Here is a 16,142-nt window from a genome sequence, read left to right as displayed (position 1 = left end):
AATAATCAGGAGGACAATAGAATGGCTTTATTTGAATCATATGAAAGAAGAATTGATAAAATCAATGAAGTATTAAATAGCTATGGCATTGCTTCTCTGGAAGAAGCAGAGAAGATTACAAAAGATGCCGGACTGGATGTTTATAATCAGATTAAGGGAATCCAGCCAATCTGTTTTGAGAATGCATGCTGGGCATATATCACTGGCGCGGCAATCGCGATCAAAAAAGGGTGTACAAGAGCAGCAGACGCGGCAGCGGCAATCGGAGAAGGACTGCAGGCATTCTGTATTCCAGGTTCGGTTGCAGATCAGAGAAAAGTAGGCTTAGGACATGGAAACCTTGGCAAAATGCTTCTGGAGGAGGAGACAGACTGCTTCGCATTCCTTGCAGGGCATGAATCTTTCGCAGCGGCAGAGGGCGCTATCGGTATTGCAGAGAAAGCAAACAAAGTCCGCAAAAAACCACTGCGTGTTATCTTAAACGGTCTTGGAAAAGACGCGGCAAAGATTATTTCCAGAATCAATGGATTTACATATGTACAGACAGAGTATGACTACTATACAGGAGAATTGAAGGAAGTATCCAGAACTGCTTATTCAGACGGACTTCGTTCAAAAGTAAACTGCTATGGGGCAAATGATGTACGTGAAGGTGTCGCAATCATGTGGAAGGAAGGTGTTGACGTTTCTATCACAGGAAACTCTACAAACCCGACACGTTTCCAGCACCCAGTTGCGGGAACATACAAGAAAGAGTGTGTAGAGGCAGGAAAGAAATATTTCTCTGTAGCTTCCGGCGGCGGTACAGGACGTACTCTTCACCCAGATAATATGGCGGCAGGGCCGGCTTCCTATGGAATGACAGATACCCTGGGACGTATGCACTCTGACGCACAGTTTGCAGGATCTTCTTCTGTGCCGGCTCACGTAGAGATGATGGGACTTATCGGTGCAGGAAACAATCCAATGGTCGGAATGACGGTAGCGGTTGCTGTAAGCATCGAAGAAGCACATAAAGAAGGTAAATTCTAAGAAACCTACAGTAAAACCCCAGTGGTGCATCACTGGGGTTTTCTATTCGCTTTTGTATGCGATGGACTTCATTCTGCAGGCTGGTTACCGACTATTTTTATGTAGACTATTGTATAATTTAGATAACAGTATTTTTACTGTGGCTCTATCGGGCAGGATGACTATATAGGAGGCTCTCCTGGCAGGAAGGAAGAATATGAACAGGGAAAGGAAGGAAGAAAAATGAGAAAAAATTTTGGAGCAAAACCGTTTACGTATCCACAACCGGTTTTGATTATTGCTACTTATGGGGAAGATGGAACACCGGACGCTATGAATGCGGCGTGGGGAGGAATCAGCGAGTCTAATCAGATTTCCATGTGCTTAAGTGCGGGACATAAAACTGTAAAAAATATTCTGGCGCGTAAGGCGTTTACTGTTAGTATGGCAGATGAAGCGCATGTTGTGGAGGCGGATTATGTGGGAATCGTTTCAGGAAATAAAGTGCCAGATAAACTAGAAAGGGCGGGACTTCACACCTTTCCAAGTGAATTCGTTGACGCGCCACTGATAGAGGAATTCCCTATGGCGCTGGAGTGCAGGCTTATTAGCTACGATACAGAATATGAACGTGTAGTGGGAGAGATTGTAAATGTAAATGCGGATGAAAAAATATTGGATGAAAACGGAAAAATAGATCCGGCAAAATTAAAGCCAATTACATTTGATCCTGTAAATTATACTTATCTGGCATTGGGGGAGAAAGTCGGAAATGCATTTAAAGATGGGAATATGCTAAAATAGATATAAATTATGAAAATGCTGAATCTTAATTTCAAGATTCAGCATTTTTGTATGCACGCGTAGTATTTCGTTCGATTAAAGTGGGTTCTATGATAATCTTTCTAGGCTCTTTCGAAGGTTCCTCCAGCAGATCGATCATAACCTTAGAAGCTTCCGATGATATTTTCTCTACATGCTGGCTGACAGTAGTAAGCTGTATCCGGTGTAGTCCGGAATAAACGATGTTATCGAAGCTAACGAGGGATATATCATCTGGTATTCGTATACCATGTTCTTCGCAGTAATCCATGAAACCGAGAGCAAGTAGGTCATTTGATAAAAGAAAAGCAGAAGGAAAATCAGGGGAAGAGGACAGGGAAAAAATCTTTTTCGCAGCCTCATAGCCTGTTTCCATCTTCCAGTTCAGATCAAAGAGACAATACTGTTCATTATATGTCAGGCAATAATTTTTGAGAGCCTGCCGGTACCCTAAAAAACGCTGGTAAGAAGCTGTAGAGCTTTTATGATGTCCGGACATAAAGCTAATTTTTTTATGTCCGAGATTGATCAGATGTCTGGCAGCGATATAACCCGCCTGAAAGTTATCTGTGACGACAAAGGAGCCACTGTAATGTTCAGTGATACGGTTGACAAGCAGAATAGGAAGCTCCAGCTTATTGATATACTTATCGGCTTCTTTGCTGTTGACAGTTACAAGAATGATTCCACAGTAATGATACTGTTTGGCAAATTGAATAAACTCTAATTCCTTGCGAAAATCATATTCACTGTTAAAAGTTGTGACGATATAGCCGTGTGTATCTAAATTTTTCTGGATTCCAAAAGCGAGATCAGCATAAAATGGATTCCGTATATCACCGAGGATCAATGCTACCATATTGCTCTTACCGCGGCTTAAGCTCTGGGCGATTGTATTGGGACGGTAACCGATCTCATCTACAAAATTAAGAATTTTTTCTCTTACAGAGTCACTGACTCCAGGGGCATTATTGATAGCACGTGATACTGTAGAAGGAGAAACCTTAAGCATTTTAGCGACCTCAGCTATTGTATAAGAATGTTTATCCATAAATTTTATCCCCTTAACCTGATATTGTTTCCGAATATTAATTAATATAGTTGTAGTATAACATTTTTCAGGAAAAAAGAAAATAAGAAGACATCTCTCTTTTATAAGTTAATACTCTGGCAGGAGAGATGTCCTCTTGAAAAAATGCTGTATATATTTCTTTAGTGACAGGTCAAAGAAAATAATATCTTTTTATACATTTCCTCCTTTTGCTTAAAGTCCTCCGGTGTAGAAGCTATACTTGCAATGACCAGGCGCTTGGTTACATCACAGTAAGTAGTGAGTTGTAGCGACAATATTGTTTCTTCTTTTCCGAAGGAACGGTAAACAGAATGGTTAGCCCGAATAGAAGAGTGCATAAGGTAAGCCTTATGCGGCAATCCTTCTGCTGGTTCTATAGAGACGATCTCAAAGCGGTCTTTTTTGTTTTTCTTTTGCTTCCTCTTATACTGCACTTGAATTTCCTGCATATACTCATCGATCGTTGTCTCCTTCTTTAGCTTTGCCCACCTCAATGATAGGGAGGCCTGGTCAGGGCTGCGCTTATCAGCAGAACGATCGATTTTAGCGAAGCCATCGTGAAATGCGAAAGACTTACTGGGATTTACATATATCTGCCACGTATCTGGATGTAGGATACCTACTCCATAAACTTGAAACGGAATCAAATGATACTCTTCAGATACGATTTTCTGTAAGTGGTTAGGCTGATGAAAATCTTGTTCTGCAAGATTCCCTCTGTTAAAACGAAACATATACAACATCCTTTCTGCACAAAATTATTTATTGTTTACAGCGGCGATAGTAGCATCTGTCAGAGAAGAAAGCTCTGCGCCGGAGTAAATGATAGAATCAATTCTTGTATGATATTTAGAAATTACATCTTCAGGAACCTTGGTAAACAGACTGATGACAACAAGCAGAGCAGTATTTGCTACCAATGCCCAGATAAGCGCTGAAAAACCAAGCGGAGGAGTCACAAAGAAAGTAAAGACAGTTGCAACAATGAGTCCTCCGACAGTACCTGCAATCGCACCCTCTTTAGAAGCTTTCTTCCAGAATAGGCCTGCCATTGTGGCGGGAAGTATCTGTGCAAAGAATGGAGAAGAAAGCTTGTATGCATAGTCGGTAATGGACGCTGGTCGGATTGCTACGATGATCAATGTGATTACCATAAGGATCAAAAGGACAATACGTCCAAATTTTACGACTTGTTTTGGGTCAGATGTCTTTCCCTTCAGCTCATATACATGATGCAGATAGATATCTCTGGAGGCCATCGCACTTGCGGAAAGCAAAAGGGAATCAGCCGTAGAGACACCAAATGCAAACAGACACAGCAGAGAGATAAATGCGATAAACGGTGGAGCGTACTGTGTAGATAATACGGCAACAATGTTGTCTGGCTGCGAAAAACCAGGCCCTAAAATTGCAGGGGCAATGATTGCACCGATTAATACGATAGGAGTATAAACCAGCACATAGGAAATTGGCATAGCCCAAGACATCTGACGGAAGTTTTCCTTACTGGAAGCAACGAAGGTTCTCATGAAAATATGAGGCCATACAACCGTTGCAATAGCTCCGGTAAGCGCGTTCCCGACTATTCCTTTCCAGTCAAAAGCTCCGTTTGGCCCGGGAGTGGAAAGAATACTGAAGGTTCCGTTCTGTCTCATAATATCTACGGCCTCGGCAAACCCTCCATTTGGAAAATAGTGCATCGTCAGATAAACAATTAATGTGATTAGGGTACCGAATCCCAAGCACATATGGAAGGTATCCATCCAGGCAACCGATCCCATACCTCCGCCGACAATATGTAAGGATACGACGATCGTTCCGACAGCGACAGCGATCACGTAGGGAACTAGTCCATCTGTTGTAACGACAACAGCATCCCCTATAGCGATGAGCTGCATGGCAACATAGGGAACAATGAAAAGTACTAGGACAATAGAAACGAGCAGGCCATATCCTTCAGAATAATATCTGGAACGCAGATAGTCTACTGGCGTCGTAAAACCATACTCTTTTCCTAAAAGCCACAATCTGTATCCGAGAGCTACGAACATCAGGCCGGCTACCATACCTCCGGTGTTAGAATAGAAACCGATACCGTCTTTGTAAATACCGGCAGGAGCACCGTAAAATGCAAGGGCGCTGAATACAGAAATAGATGTAGTACATAACAGAACAAAAGGATTTAATCCTCGGTCAGCAGTGAAAAATTTTTCAGAAGATTCACTGGTAGATTTAAAGGAACGAAAGCCATGCCATACAATAAAGACGGCATAAATTAAAATTCCTAAACTGATAAGAACAGCTGGGTTCATAAATATCCTCCTTATTATCTCATTCGTTTAAAATTCCTATTTTACATGTTCCTGGGTATTGAAAAAAGCGTTGTAATAAAGACCCCAGACGATTGCAGCAGGTACAGGTAAAAATAAAAGTATACATAGCTGCAAAGGCAGCCAACCAAAAAGAATCGGGTTGGGTAAAAACGTGACTAATATGTAATCAATAAAGAAATAAATAATATTAAAGATTACAAATGCTATTTTTACACCTTTTTTCATAGATCTGTCTCCTTTCTGAATGTAGTAATATGTTGATATAGAGAAACCGATAACAAAATCAGAGAGGAGATTAACGAAATCGATTTCTCTAAAATATGAGTAGATAATATCACAAGGGGGGGGGTAAAAACAAGATATAAATACAAAAAAGAGTGCATATTGTATATGATATACAAAAATGATGTATAAAATATATAAAAAATATACAAATAAAAAGAGGGCAGTACAGAAAAGTGAAATGTACAGAATAACTAAAAAAATACGATAAGATATAGAAGAAATGTGTATTGACTTGCGAAAATGCGTTTGATATGATGAAAAATAAAGAAATCGATTGCGTAATGACTGACCTTAAAATGTGAGGTATATGCAGAGGGAGGAAAAAGAGTGATAGAAGGAAGTTCTATGTGGGATAATGAAATAACCCGAGATATGATACAGAAAAGTGTTTCGGCAGAAAAGATAATCGACACTTTTCCGGAATTACCCGTAAATTTGTATGAAGCACTGAAAAAGTCAGTTTCACAGCATGCAGAAAAAACACTGCTGTATGATGATAGAAAAAAGAAATACAGTTATCGGGAAGTTCTGGAGAAGGTGGATGAACTTGCGGCTTTTTTGTATTATGTAAAGTCTGTCAGAGAAGGAACACATGTGGGGCTGCTTATGTATAACTGTGTTGAATTTTGTGTTGCTTTTTTAGCACTGTCAAAACTAGGGGCGGTCACAGTTCCTTTGCCGAGCAAGTTTAAAAAGGCGGAGGTGCTGCCTTTGATTGAGCGTGCGGAAGTAAAGGTTTTGATCTGCGATGAAGACTATACAGGATGGTTCAAAGAAAGATTTGCGGAAAAAACTGTGCTGACTGTGACCGGTGTGGGAGAGCGATATGGGTTTGAAACGGTATTTCAGGGATGGGAGAACCGTAATACGGACATAGAAGAAACAAAGAGAAACAAAAGGGGAAAGACTGAGGACACGGCGATTATTATGTTTACATCAGGTACGACTTCCCAGAGTAAGGGGGTAGTGCTTAAAAATTATAATGTAATGCATGCCGTGGAAGTATATAGAAGGACGCTGGGCATTACGGATAGAGATATTTCTGTAATTGCAACCCCGATTTATCATATTACCGGTCTCGTTGCTCTATTGGGCTTATTCGTTCATGTGGGTGGAACCTTGCATATTCATAAATTTTTTGATGCAAAGAGGGTGATAGAGGACGCGGTAAAATATGGATTTACTTTTCTGCATGCTTCCCCAACTGTTTTTAATTTACTTATACAAGAGGGAGAAAACGAAAAAGAAATTCCGGCTTTAAAATCATTTGCATGCGGAAGCAGCAATATGACGAAGGAGAAGCTGCTGCGGTTACATAATTGGCTTCCACATTCAAAATTCCATACAGTTTATGGGCTTACAGAAACGACTTCACCTGCGACGGTGTTTCCAGATGATGCTGCCAGCAGCGTATATATTGGTTCCTCTGGCCTGCCTGTTCCGGGAACAAAATTCAAAATTGTGAATGAGGAGCGAAAAGAAGTTCTACAAGGAGAGGTGGGGGAGATTGCTCTAAGCGGAAGCGTTGTTCTGGATTGCTATTATAAACAACAGTCGGACAGCCTGGAGGATGGGTGGCTGTATACAGGAGATTTAGGATATTTTAATGAAGAAGGGTACCTATATGTAGTGGATCGAAAGAAAAATATGATTAACCGAGGAGGAGAAAAAATCTGGTGTTATGACGTGGAAAATGAGATTGCTGCAATAGAAGGTGTGCAGGATAATGCGGTGGTCGGCATACCGGATGAATTATATGGAGAAGTAGCAGCGGCGCTGATACAGCCTGCTGTAGGATATACTTTGACAGAAGAAAAAATCAAAAGGTATTTGAAGACACGTATGGCAAAATATAAAATACCTGTGAAAATCAAGATGGTGGAGGAGATACCACAGACACCAAATGGAAAAACGGATAAAGTGGCAATTAAAAAAATATTGATGGAGGAAAACTAAATGTTAAAAGCAAACTTTATTACAGCAAAAGAGGCGGTAGGGTACATACAGGATAATATGACGGTGTGCCCGATTGGAATGACGCTTGTCAGTGCCAGTGAAGCGGTATTAAAAGAAATTGAAGCTTCCTATCTTGAAACGGGACATCCGGCAAACCTTACCTTGCTGCATTCCTGCGGACAGAGCGACCGGAAGGATGGAATACAGCATTTTGCCCATGAAGGGCTCGTGACGCGGATTATAGGTTCCCATTGGGGCCTACAGCCTCGATGGATGGAGATGATCGCGAACAACAAGGTAGAAGCGTACTGTCTGCCCCAGGGACAGATCGCGCAATTATACAGAAGTATGGCATGTGGACTGCCGGGGAAGATGTCGAAGGTGGGATTGGGAACGTTCGTAGATCCCCGCTATGAAGGTGGAAAAATGAATGAGCGTACAAAGGCGTTGGACGACATTGTAGAGATTATGGAATACCACGAAGAGGAATATATGTTTTATAAACAGATTCCAATTGACATCTGCCTGATACGAGGAACAGAATGTGACGAAATGGGGAATCTCACGACAGAGGAAGAAGCGATGAAGCTAGAAGTTCTGGCAGGGGTTCTGGCGGCAAAAAGATTTGGCGGAAAGGTGATTGCACAGGTAAAAAGAGTCGTGCAGACAGGCACTTTGAATCCGAAAGCGGTAACAGTACCTGGAGTGTTCATTGACGGGATTGTTGTGTGCGAAAATCCAGATGTAGACCACAGACAGACCTCTTCATGGATTTTTGATCCTTCTTATTCCGGACAGGCAAGAGTGCCGCAGAATGCTATAGAGCCACTTCCAATGAGTGTAAGAAAATTTATAGGCAGAAGGGCGATAGAAGAAGTATATCCGGGTTGTGTTGTAAATTTAGGAACAGGGATTCCCAATGATGTGATTGGAAATATCAGCAATGAGGAAGGAATCAATGACGATATTATGATCACTGTGGAGTCAGGTATATACGGAGGTGTACAGGCAGGGGGAATCGACTTTGGAATCGGACAGAATTTGTATGCCATGATAGGACACCATGAACAGATGGATTATTATAATGGCGCGGGTGTGGATGTAACGTTTATGGGCTTTGGTGAATTAGATGGGCAGGGAAATGTAAATGCGACGAAGATGGGGCCGAGGTGTACGGGCTGCGGCGGTTTCATTGATATTACCCAGAATGCCAAGAAGGTTGTATTTTGCGGGACATTTACAGCAAGCGGGTGTGAATTTCGGTTTGATGACCATAAACTTACAATTGTAAAGGAAGGAAAAATACGAAAAATGGTATCCCAGGTAGCGCAATATTCTTTTAATGGAAAGCTATCCAGAGAGAAGAAGCAAGAGGTATTCATTGTGACAGAACGCGCTGTGTTTAAGCTAGTGGAAGAAGGTGTTATGCTTATCGAAATTGCACCGGGGATTGATTTGGAAACACAGGTGCTCGCTTTGATGGACTTTACACCGATTATAGCCAAGGATTTGAAACGAATGGATGAAAATCTGTTTTCTGACGGGCCGGTTGGAATGAAAGATAGGATTTTAGCTAAATCAAAGTAAAAATAAAAAATGGAGGTAAGAAAAATGAGACTGGAAGGAAAAGTAGCAATCGTAACAGGAGCAGGCAGAGGACTTGGGCGTGGAATCGCTGTGAAACTGGCGGAGGAAGGCGCAAAGGTGATTGCGGCAGATATGGCTCCCGCGGAAGAAACCGTGAAACAAATCAAAGAAACGGGAGGAGAAGCCTCTGTATATACGGTGAATGTGGCAAAACAGGAAGAAGTACAATCTATGGTGCAGTTTGCGATCGATACATATGGTAAGTTAGATATTATGGTGAATAATGCCGGAATTAACAGGGATGGCATGCTGCATAAGATGCCGGTAGAAAACTGGAATACAGTGATTGACGTGGATTTGACAGGAACCTTTTATGGAACACAGGAAGCTGTAAAATATATGCGTGAGAAAGGTTATGGAAGAATCATTAATATTTCGTCGGGAAGCTGGCTTGGAAATGTCGGACAGGCAAATTATGCGGCGGCAAAAGCGGGCGTTGTGGGGCTTACAAAGACAGCGGCGCGAGAAAATGCACGAAAGGGTATTACCTGCAATGTGATATGTCCAGGGTTTATTGAAACAGATATGACACTGAAGTTAAAAGAAGTAAATGACGGAGCAGCATGGGAGAGTATGATGAAGAGAATTCCCGCAGGATATGCAGGAAAACCTTCAGATGTAGGAAATATGGTAGCCTTCCTTGCATCTGACGAGGCGGCTTATATTACATCAGAAGTGATCAATGTAGGCGGTGGAATGATCGTATAAGGAAACTATATACCCTAAAGGGTGCACCGCAACACATTCCCTTCGGGAAGGCGGGCTTTGGCCGACAAGGTATGACAATCAGACAGGAGGAGAAAAATGAAGATTTCGGTAATCGGAGCAGGACTAATGGGCAGTGGAATTGCCCAGACATGCGCGCAGGCTGGATACGAAGTCGTAAATATCGACGTGTTTGAACCGGCAATAGAAAAGGCGAAGTCGAATATCGAGAAATTGTTTGCGCGGAAGATCGAAAAAGGTAGTATGACGGAAGACGAAAAGGAGAAGATTCTATCAAAAATATCATACAGCAGCCAGATGGAAGCGGTAAAGGGCAGTGCGATCGTTGTGGAAGCTGTGCCGGAAAAAATAGATTTAAAGAAAACAGTTTTCGAGCAGCTTGATAAGATTGCAGATGCAGACGCAATTCTGGTTTCCAATACTTCAGGACTTAGTATTTCTGAAATGGCGGCGGCAACGATGCGGCCTCATAAAGTCATGGGTGTACATTTCTTCTATCCAGCACCAGTGATGAAACTGGCGGAATTGATCCGCGGGATTGCGACGGACGAGGATACCTACAACAAAGTCAGAGAGTTTGCTGTCAGTCTTGGCAAGACGGTAGTAGATGCACCGGAGTATCCTGGCTTTATTGTGAATCGTATTTTGGTTCCTATGCAGAATGAAGCAGCTTTTATGGTAATGGAAGGGTGTAAGCCAGAGGATGTAGACAATGCTATGAAGCTAGGGGCGAATCATCCCATGGGGCCATTGGAGCTGACGGATTTTGTGGGAGTGGATGTGATGCTGGCAACCATGACAGGGCTTTATAATGGTTTTCACGACAGCAAGTACAGACCGTGTCCACTTCTTGAGACAATGGTGAAAGCAGGACATCTGGGGAGAAAAAGCGGACAGGGATTTTATAAATACAACAAATAGGAAAGAAAAAAGCAATAACAGTTAGAAATAGACGAAAGAGTGGAAAATGAAAGGAGAAGAAATATGAGAGAAGTAGTGATTGTCAGTGGAGTAAGACTTCCGGTAGGAAGCTTTGGAGGAAGTTTGAAAAATATTTCTGCTATTGACATGGGGGCAATGGTGGTAAAAGAAGCGGTAAACCGCGCCGGAATAAAACCGGCGGAGGTAGATGAAGTAGTGATCGGGCAGGTAGGGGAAATCGCTGAAAATGGATTTGTGGCAAGAGCGATCAGCTTAAAAGCAGGAATGCCAAAAGAGACGACTGCATATTCCGTTAACCGCCAATGTGGTTCGAGCCTGCAGGCGATCGCAGAAGCTGTGATGGAAATTCAGACAGGGCAGGCGGATGTAGTGGTTGCCGGAGGCGCAGAGAGTATATCCCAGCTTCCTTATTACGTAAAGGATGCGCGTTGGGGAGCGAGGATGGGACACAAAGTGTTTGAGGACGGAGTGATTGATATCCTCACTTGGCCTCTTGATGGAAACCATAACGGTGTAACGGCGGAAAATGTGGCACAAAAATACCAGGTGACAAGAGAAGAACAGGATGAATTTGCCCTGGAAAGTCATCGGCGTGCTTGTGCGGCGATCAAAGAAGGAAAATTTAAAGAAGAGATTCTGCCAGTGGAACTAAAAGACAGGAAAGGAAATGTAACAATTTTTGATACAGATGAAGGGCCAAGAGACGGACAGACAATAGAGAAACTGGCAAAATTAAGGCCTTGCTTTGTAAAAGACGGAACAGTCACCGCGGGTAATTCTTCCAGTTTAAATGACGGGGCGGCTGCGGTCGTGGTTATGGCGAAAGAAAAGGCAGAAGCGCTGGGAGTTATTCCAAAGTTGAAGATAGAAGGATATGCGGTTGCGGGATTTGACGCGGAGCTGATGGGATACTCTCCGAAGTTCTCCAGCGAAAAACTGGCAGAAAAATTAGACATTAACCTAAAAGACATTGATATGTTTGAGATAAATGAGGCATTTGCAAGCCAGGCGTATGCAGTCAGAAGAGATCTGGGACTGGATCCGGAAAAAGTCAATATATATGGAGGTGGTATTTCTATCGGACATCCGATTGGCGCAACAGGAGCGATCCTGACAGTGAAAGTGCTGTATGAATTGATGAGGACGGATAAAAAGGATGCCATGATCAGTATGTGTATAGGCGGCGGACAGGGAATCTCCATGTATTTTACAAAGTGTGAATAAATAAGAAAGTCAGTATAGAGTATAAGAGAACACGAAATAAGACAAGAAAAGGTATCGGTAATTCTGTTTTAGGAACTGCCGATACCTTTTTATAATACAAGGGAAGTTTTCTTATCATAATAAGGTTCTTATTTAAAATTATGATGCGTATAAGAAGCTGTAACGGGTTTATTTGATATGGATTTGGTTATACCAGATACCAAAAATGAAACTTTCGTATTTTATAAAAATTAATCGAAAATTTACTTGAAAAATGCACAATAATTATTCGAATAATTGACAAAAATTGTGCGTAATAGTATAATGATAAAAAAGTAACAAAATCTGGTATAACCAATATGGAGAGGGGCGAAGGAATGGAAAAATTTAAAGTTCTGGAGATCAAGCAGAGTGTTTTTGCCGACAATGACAGGAGAGCAGAAGAAGTCAGAACGACATTAAAGGAAAAAAAGGTGTTTCTGTTAAACCTGATGGCATCACCTGGCGCGGGTAAGACAACGACATTGGTTCGGACAATCGAACATTTGAAAGAAAAAATACGCATTGGAGTTATGGAAGCGGATATTGATTCAGATGTGGATGCCCAGACAGTTGCCGGACTTGGAGTAAAGACGATTCAATTGCATACGGGTGGAATGTGCCACCTGGATGCGGATATGACGATGCAGGGATTAGACGGACTTCAGGCAGAGGACACAGACCTTGTTATTCTGGAGAATGTAGGAAATCTGGTCTGTCCTGCGGAATTTGACACAGGTGCTGTAAAAAATGCGATGATTCTAAGTGTGCCGGAGGGAGATGACAAACCATTAAAATACCCGCTTATGTTTTCTGTCTGTGATGTGGTACTGATCAATAAGATCGATGTAATGCCATATTTTGATTTTGACATGGAAAGATGCAAGGAAAATATACGAAAGAGAAATCCGAAAGCGGAAATTATTCCTGTTTCTGCGAAGACAGGGGAAGGAATAGAAGCGTGGTGTAAATGGCTTCAAAGAGAGGTAGAAATATTTAAGGAGGTGGAAAAAGTATGAGCGAAGGACGAGAAAAGATTCTGAAGCTGGGGCAGATGATTACGGACAGAATCGGGCATAAGGTGACCGTGGAGGATCCGGAATACTGGGGCCTTGCCAGTGTGGTGACAGATGAGATGGCAGAGGTGGCGCTCAAGATGAAGGTGCGTAAGCCTATGACATTAAAGCAACTGGCGGCAGTGACGAAAAAAGAGGAAAAGGAACTGGAGAACCTGCTGCATGAAATGTGTGTTGTCGGGCTTTTGGAGTATAACTGGGAGAATCCGGCGCACGAAAAACAGTATGTTCTGCCAATGTTTGTGCCAGGAAGTGCAGAATTTACGAATATGAATAAAGAGCAGCTTGAGAAGCATCCAGAACTGGGACGTTTCTTTGAACGAATGTCAAGACTGCCTCTCGAGAAGGTGACCCCAATGGTGCCTCCGGGCGGAGCTGGGATTGGTATGCACGTTATTCCGGTAGAAAAGGCGATTGAGATGGAAAATCAGTCAGCAGATATAGAACATATTTCTCATTGGCTGAAAAAGTACGACGGTAAATATGCGGCAAGTCCTTGTTCCTGCAGGATGTCCAGACAGACATTTGATGAAGGGTGTGCGGATGATCCGGAAGACTGGTGTATCGCAGTAGGAGACATGGCAGATTATGTAGTGGAGACTAATAAAGGCGGACGCTATATTACATATGACGAAGTGATGGAAATACTGAAACGGGCGGAGGACAACGGCTTTGTCCATCAGATAACGAATATTGACGGAGAGAACAAGATATTTGCTATTTGTAACTGTAATGTCAATGTCTGCTATGCACTGCGCACTTCCCAACTCTTTAATACACCGAATCTGTCTCGTTCTGCCTATGTGGCGCGGGTAACGAAAGAGGACTGTGTGGCATGTGGGCGGTGTGTGGAATATTGTCCGGCGGGAGCTGTCAAATTAGGGCAGAAGCTCTGTACGAAAGACGGCCCTGTAATCTATCCGAAACAGGAACTTCCGGATCGTGTAAAATGGGGGCCGGAAAAATGGGATGAAGAATACCGCGACAACAACCGTATTAATTGCTATGATACGGGGACTGCTCCATGTAAGACTGCCTGTCCGGCGCACATTGCTGTGCAGGGATATTTGAAGATGGCAGCACAGGGGAGATATAAGGAAGCACTTGCCTTGATCAAGAAAGAAAATCCATTCCCTGCGGTATGCGGGCATGTCTGTAACCGAAGATGTGAGGATGCATGTACAAGGGGAACGGTAGACGAAGCGGTGGCAATTGACGAAGTGAAAAAGTTCATTGCAAGAAAAGATCTGGATGCAAAGGAACGATACATTCCCCCGATTATACCGCCGACCACAGGAAGGCTGTTTACAGAAAAAATCGCGATTGTCGGAGCCGGCCCCGCTGGATTAAGCTGCGCGTTTTATCTGGCTGAGAAAGGATATAGACCGACTGTATTTGAGAAAAATGAACGGCCTGGCGGCATGCTGGTCTATGGGATTCCGTCTTTCAAATTAGAAAAGGATGTAGTGGACGCGGAAATTGACGTTATCAAAGAGATGGGCGTGGACATTCGCTGCGGCGTTGAGGTAGGAAGGGATATTACGCTGGAAGAATTACGCGCACAGGGATACAAGGCATTTTATATTGCAATCGGATGCCAGGGCGGAAAAATGGCGGGAATACCGGGAGAAGATGCAAACGGCGTTATGACAGCGGTAGATTTTTTAAGAAAAGCGGCAGAAGAAACACCGGAAATGAAAGGAAGAACCGTTGTTATCGGCGGCGGAAATGTAGCGGTGGATGTAGCTAGAACCAGTGTGCGCTGCGGTGCTTTTGAAGTGTGCATGTTTAGTCTGGAAAGCCGTGAGGAAATGCCGGCTTCTGTTGAGGAGATAAGGGAAGCAGGGGAAGAAAATATACAGATAAACTGCGGATGGGGACCAAAAGAAATACTACAAAAAGAAGGAAACGTCTGCGGAGTTGTCTTAAAAAAATGTGTCAGTGTATTTGATGAAACAGGCAGATTTTCTCCCAAATATGATGAGAAAGAGACGATTACAGTAGAATGTGAGCATGTATTTTTAAGTATCGGACAGAGTATCTTGTGGGGAGATTTATTAAGAGATTCTAAGGTAGAGTTGGGCAGAGGAAATGGCGCTGTGGCGGACGCCCTTACCTATCAAACAGCGGAACCAGATATTTTTGTAGGTGGGGATGTATATACCGGCCCCAAATTTGCAATCGATGCGATCGCGGCGGGAAAAGAAGGGGCAATTTCCATTCATCGCTTCGTACAGCCAAACAGCAGTCTGACGATTGGAAGAAACCGCAGAAAGTTTAAAGAGTTAGACAAAGAAAATATTGTTTTAGATGCTTATGATACCTCCTCCAGACAGATACCGGCAAAAGATACAAGTATAGATGCCAGATATTCCTTCAAAGATGTACAGAAAACATTTACAGAAGAACAGGTAAAGACAGAGACAGCAAGATGCCTAAGCTGCGGTGCGTCTATTGTGGATGAAAACAAATGTATTGGCTGCGGTGTGTGTACTACAAAATGTGAGTTTGATGCAATTCATCTTTATAGAGAGCATCCAGAGTGCAGCAAGATGTATAAAGCGGAAGATAAGATGAAGGCAATTCTGCCCTATATGCTGAAACGAGAATTTAAAATCAGGTTCGGCAGGAAAGATAGGGGAAAAGAAAATGCATGAATTAGGAATTGTATTCCATATTATCAACAGTCTGGAAAAGATAGGAGAAGAAAACCAGCTAAAAGAAGTAGCCAGTGTGACATTGGAAATTGGGGAAGTCTCTGGTGTGGTAGATTCTTATCTAAAGGATTGTTGGAAATGGGCGGTGAAAAAGTCAGACTTGTTAAACGGGGCAGAGCTTCTAATGGAAGTGATTCCGGCAGTGACTTTTTGTGAGGATTGCAGCAGGACATATGAGACAGTAAAGTATGGAAAAACCTGCCCTTACTGTGCCGGGGAGCATACATATCTTATGACAGGGAATGAGTTTAATATCAAAGAGATAGAAGCCTGTTGACAAAGAAGAAAAGGTAGAGAGGAAAAGAAAAGGAGG

14 protein-coding genes are annotated in these 16,142 nt (G+C 42.7%); 10 read left to right on the top strand and 4 right to left on the bottom strand.

The genetic code is table 11. From position 1 onward, the window contains the following. Positions 1 to 21: 21 nt before the first annotated feature. Complete coding sequence (locus ACZ5C4_RS10100) at positions 22 to 1,032, top strand: GGGtGRT protein (protein WP_464520879.1); 1,011 nt, start codon at positions 22 to 24, stop codon at positions 1,030 to 1,032. A gap of 222 nt (positions 1,033 to 1,254) precedes the next feature. Continuing rightward, positions 1,255 to 1,815: a flavin reductase family protein gene (locus ACZ5C4_RS10095; protein WP_464520878.1), complete on the top strand. Its 561-nt coding sequence runs from the start codon at positions 1,255 to 1,257 to the stop codon at positions 1,813 to 1,815. Positions 1,816 to 1,846: 31 nt separating this feature from the next. Here the strand turns inward: ACZ5C4_RS10095 and ACZ5C4_RS10090 are convergent, their stop codons facing one another. From ACZ5C4_RS10090 to ACZ5C4_RS10075, 4 genes are all read right to left on the bottom strand, one after another. Next, positions 1,847 to 2,884 carry a LacI family DNA-binding transcriptional regulator gene (locus ACZ5C4_RS10090; RefSeq protein ID WP_464520877.1) on the bottom strand — a complete coding sequence of 346 codons (1,038 nt, stop codon included), beginning with the start codon at positions 2,882 to 2,884 and terminating at the stop codon, positions 1,847 to 1,849. Between the two features lie 161 nt (positions 2,885 to 3,045). Then, positions 3,046 to 3,639: a hypothetical protein gene (locus ACZ5C4_RS10085; RefSeq protein WP_464520876.1), complete on the bottom strand. Its 594-nt coding sequence runs from the start codon at positions 3,637 to 3,639 to the stop codon at positions 3,046 to 3,048. A gap of 24 nt (positions 3,640 to 3,663) precedes the next feature. Beyond that, the gene (locus tag ACZ5C4_RS10080; protein ID WP_464520875.1) at positions 3,664 to 5,217 is read right to left on the bottom strand and encodes a sodium:solute symporter family protein; all 1,554 of its coding nucleotides are present in this window, start codon (positions 5,215 to 5,217) and stop codon (positions 3,664 to 3,666) included. Positions 5,218 to 5,253: 36 nt separating this feature from the next. Further along, positions 5,254 to 5,463 carry a hypothetical protein gene (locus tag ACZ5C4_RS10075; RefSeq protein WP_464520874.1) on the bottom strand — a complete coding sequence of 70 codons (210 nt, stop codon included), beginning with the start codon at positions 5,461 to 5,463 and terminating at the stop codon, positions 5,254 to 5,256. Positions 5,464 to 5,850: 387 nt separating this feature from the next. Between ACZ5C4_RS10075 and ACZ5C4_RS10070 the strand changes: the two genes are divergently transcribed. The 8 genes from ACZ5C4_RS10070 to ACZ5C4_RS10035 all read left to right on the top strand — a co-directional run bounded on the left by ACZ5C4_RS10070 (position 5,851) and on the right by ACZ5C4_RS10035 (position 16,106). Further along, complete coding sequence (locus ACZ5C4_RS10070) at positions 5,851 to 7,479, top strand: class I adenylate-forming enzyme family protein (protein WP_464520873.1); 1,629 nt, start codon at positions 5,851 to 5,853, stop codon at positions 7,477 to 7,479. Then, entirely contained in the window at positions 7,480 to 9,066 is a 1,587-nt protein-coding gene (locus tag ACZ5C4_RS10065) for an acyl CoA:acetate/3-ketoacid CoA transferase (RefSeq protein WP_464520872.1), read from the top strand. Between the two features lie 24 nt (positions 9,067 to 9,090). After that, positions 9,091 to 9,834 carry a 3-oxoacyl-ACP reductase FabG gene (gene fabG / locus ACZ5C4_RS10060; protein ID WP_464520871.1) on the top strand — a complete coding sequence of 248 codons (744 nt, stop codon included), beginning with the start codon at positions 9,091 to 9,093 and terminating at the stop codon, positions 9,832 to 9,834. 96 nt (positions 9,835 to 9,930) lie between these two features. Beyond that, complete coding sequence (locus ACZ5C4_RS10055; RefSeq protein WP_464520870.1) at positions 9,931 to 10,773, top strand: 3-hydroxyacyl-CoA dehydrogenase family protein; 843 nt, start codon at positions 9,931 to 9,933, stop codon at positions 10,771 to 10,773. A 63-nt stretch (positions 10,774 to 10,836) separates the two neighbouring features. Then, positions 10,837 to 12,018 carry a thiolase family protein gene (locus ACZ5C4_RS10050; protein WP_464520869.1) on the top strand — a complete coding sequence of 394 codons (1,182 nt, stop codon included), beginning with the start codon at positions 10,837 to 10,839 and terminating at the stop codon, positions 12,016 to 12,018. A 356-nt stretch (positions 12,019 to 12,374) separates the two neighbouring features. After that, positions 12,375 to 13,055: a hydrogenase nickel incorporation protein HypB gene (gene hypB, locus ACZ5C4_RS10045; RefSeq protein ID WP_186874378.1), complete on the top strand. Its 681-nt coding sequence runs from the start codon at positions 12,375 to 12,377 to the stop codon at positions 13,053 to 13,055. After that, on the top strand, positions 13,052 to 15,769 hold the full coding sequence (locus ACZ5C4_RS10040; protein ID WP_464520868.1) for an FAD-dependent oxidoreductase: 2,718 nt from the start codon (positions 13,052 to 13,054) through the stop codon (positions 15,767 to 15,769). Before hypB ends, ACZ5C4_RS10040 begins: the two co-directional genes overlap by 4 nt. After that, on the top strand, positions 15,762 to 16,106 hold the full coding sequence (locus tag ACZ5C4_RS10035) for a hydrogenase maturation nickel metallochaperone HypA (protein ID WP_464520867.1): 345 nt from the start codon (positions 15,762 to 15,764) through the stop codon (positions 16,104 to 16,106). The genes ACZ5C4_RS10040 and ACZ5C4_RS10035 overlap by 8 nt, the downstream gene beginning before the upstream one ends. The last annotated feature ends 36 nt before the right edge of the window (positions 16,107 to 16,142 follow it).

This window comes from Mediterraneibacter flintii, assembly GCF_055387595.1.
The sequence above is the reverse complement of the archived record's forward strand: the minus strand, read 5'-3'. Positions and strand labels throughout refer to the sequence as shown.

Excerpts from the sequence above, each read along its gene's own strand:
- ACZ5C4_RS10100 (WP_464520879.1), top strand. The coding sequence starts at position 22 with ATGGCTTTATTTGAATCATATGAAAGAAGAATTGATAAAATCAATGAA.
- ACZ5C4_RS10085 (WP_464520876.1), bottom strand. The coding sequence starts at position 3,639 with ATGTTTCGTTTTAACAGAGGGAATCTTGCAGAACAAGATTTTCATCAG.
- ACZ5C4_RS10090 (WP_464520877.1), bottom strand. The coding sequence starts at position 2,884 with ATGGATAAACATTCTTATACAATAGCTGAGGTCGCTAAAATGCTTAAG.
- ACZ5C4_RS10040 (WP_464520868.1), top strand. The coding sequence starts at position 13,052 with ATGAGCGAAGGACGAGAAAAGATTCTGAAGCTGGGGCAGATGATTACG.
- ACZ5C4_RS10035 (WP_464520867.1), top strand. The coding sequence starts at position 15,762 with ATGCATGAATTAGGAATTGTATTCCATATTATCAACAGTCTGGAAAAG.
- ACZ5C4_RS10055 (WP_464520870.1), top strand. The coding sequence starts at position 9,931 with ATGAAGATTTCGGTAATCGGAGCAGGACTAATGGGCAGTGGAATTGCC.
- ACZ5C4_RS10050 (WP_464520869.1), top strand. The coding sequence starts at position 10,837 with ATGAGAGAAGTAGTGATTGTCAGTGGAGTAAGACTTCCGGTAGGAAGC.
- fabG (WP_464520871.1), top strand. The coding sequence starts at position 9,091 with ATGAGACTGGAAGGAAAAGTAGCAATCGTAACAGGAGCAGGCAGAGGA.
- ACZ5C4_RS10080 (WP_464520875.1), bottom strand. The coding sequence starts at position 5,217 with ATGAACCCAGCTGTTCTTATCAGTTTAGGAATTTTAATTTATGCCGTC.
- ACZ5C4_RS10075 (WP_464520874.1), bottom strand. The coding sequence starts at position 5,463 with ATGAAAAAAGGTGTAAAAATAGCATTTGTAATCTTTAATATTATTTAT.
- ACZ5C4_RS10095 (WP_464520878.1), top strand. The coding sequence starts at position 1,255 with ATGAGAAAAAATTTTGGAGCAAAACCGTTTACGTATCCACAACCGGTT.
- hypB (WP_186874378.1), top strand. The coding sequence starts at position 12,375 with ATGGAAAAATTTAAAGTTCTGGAGATCAAGCAGAGTGTTTTTGCCGAC.
- ACZ5C4_RS10065 (WP_464520872.1), top strand. The coding sequence starts at position 7,480 with ATGTTAAAAGCAAACTTTATTACAGCAAAAGAGGCGGTAGGGTACATA.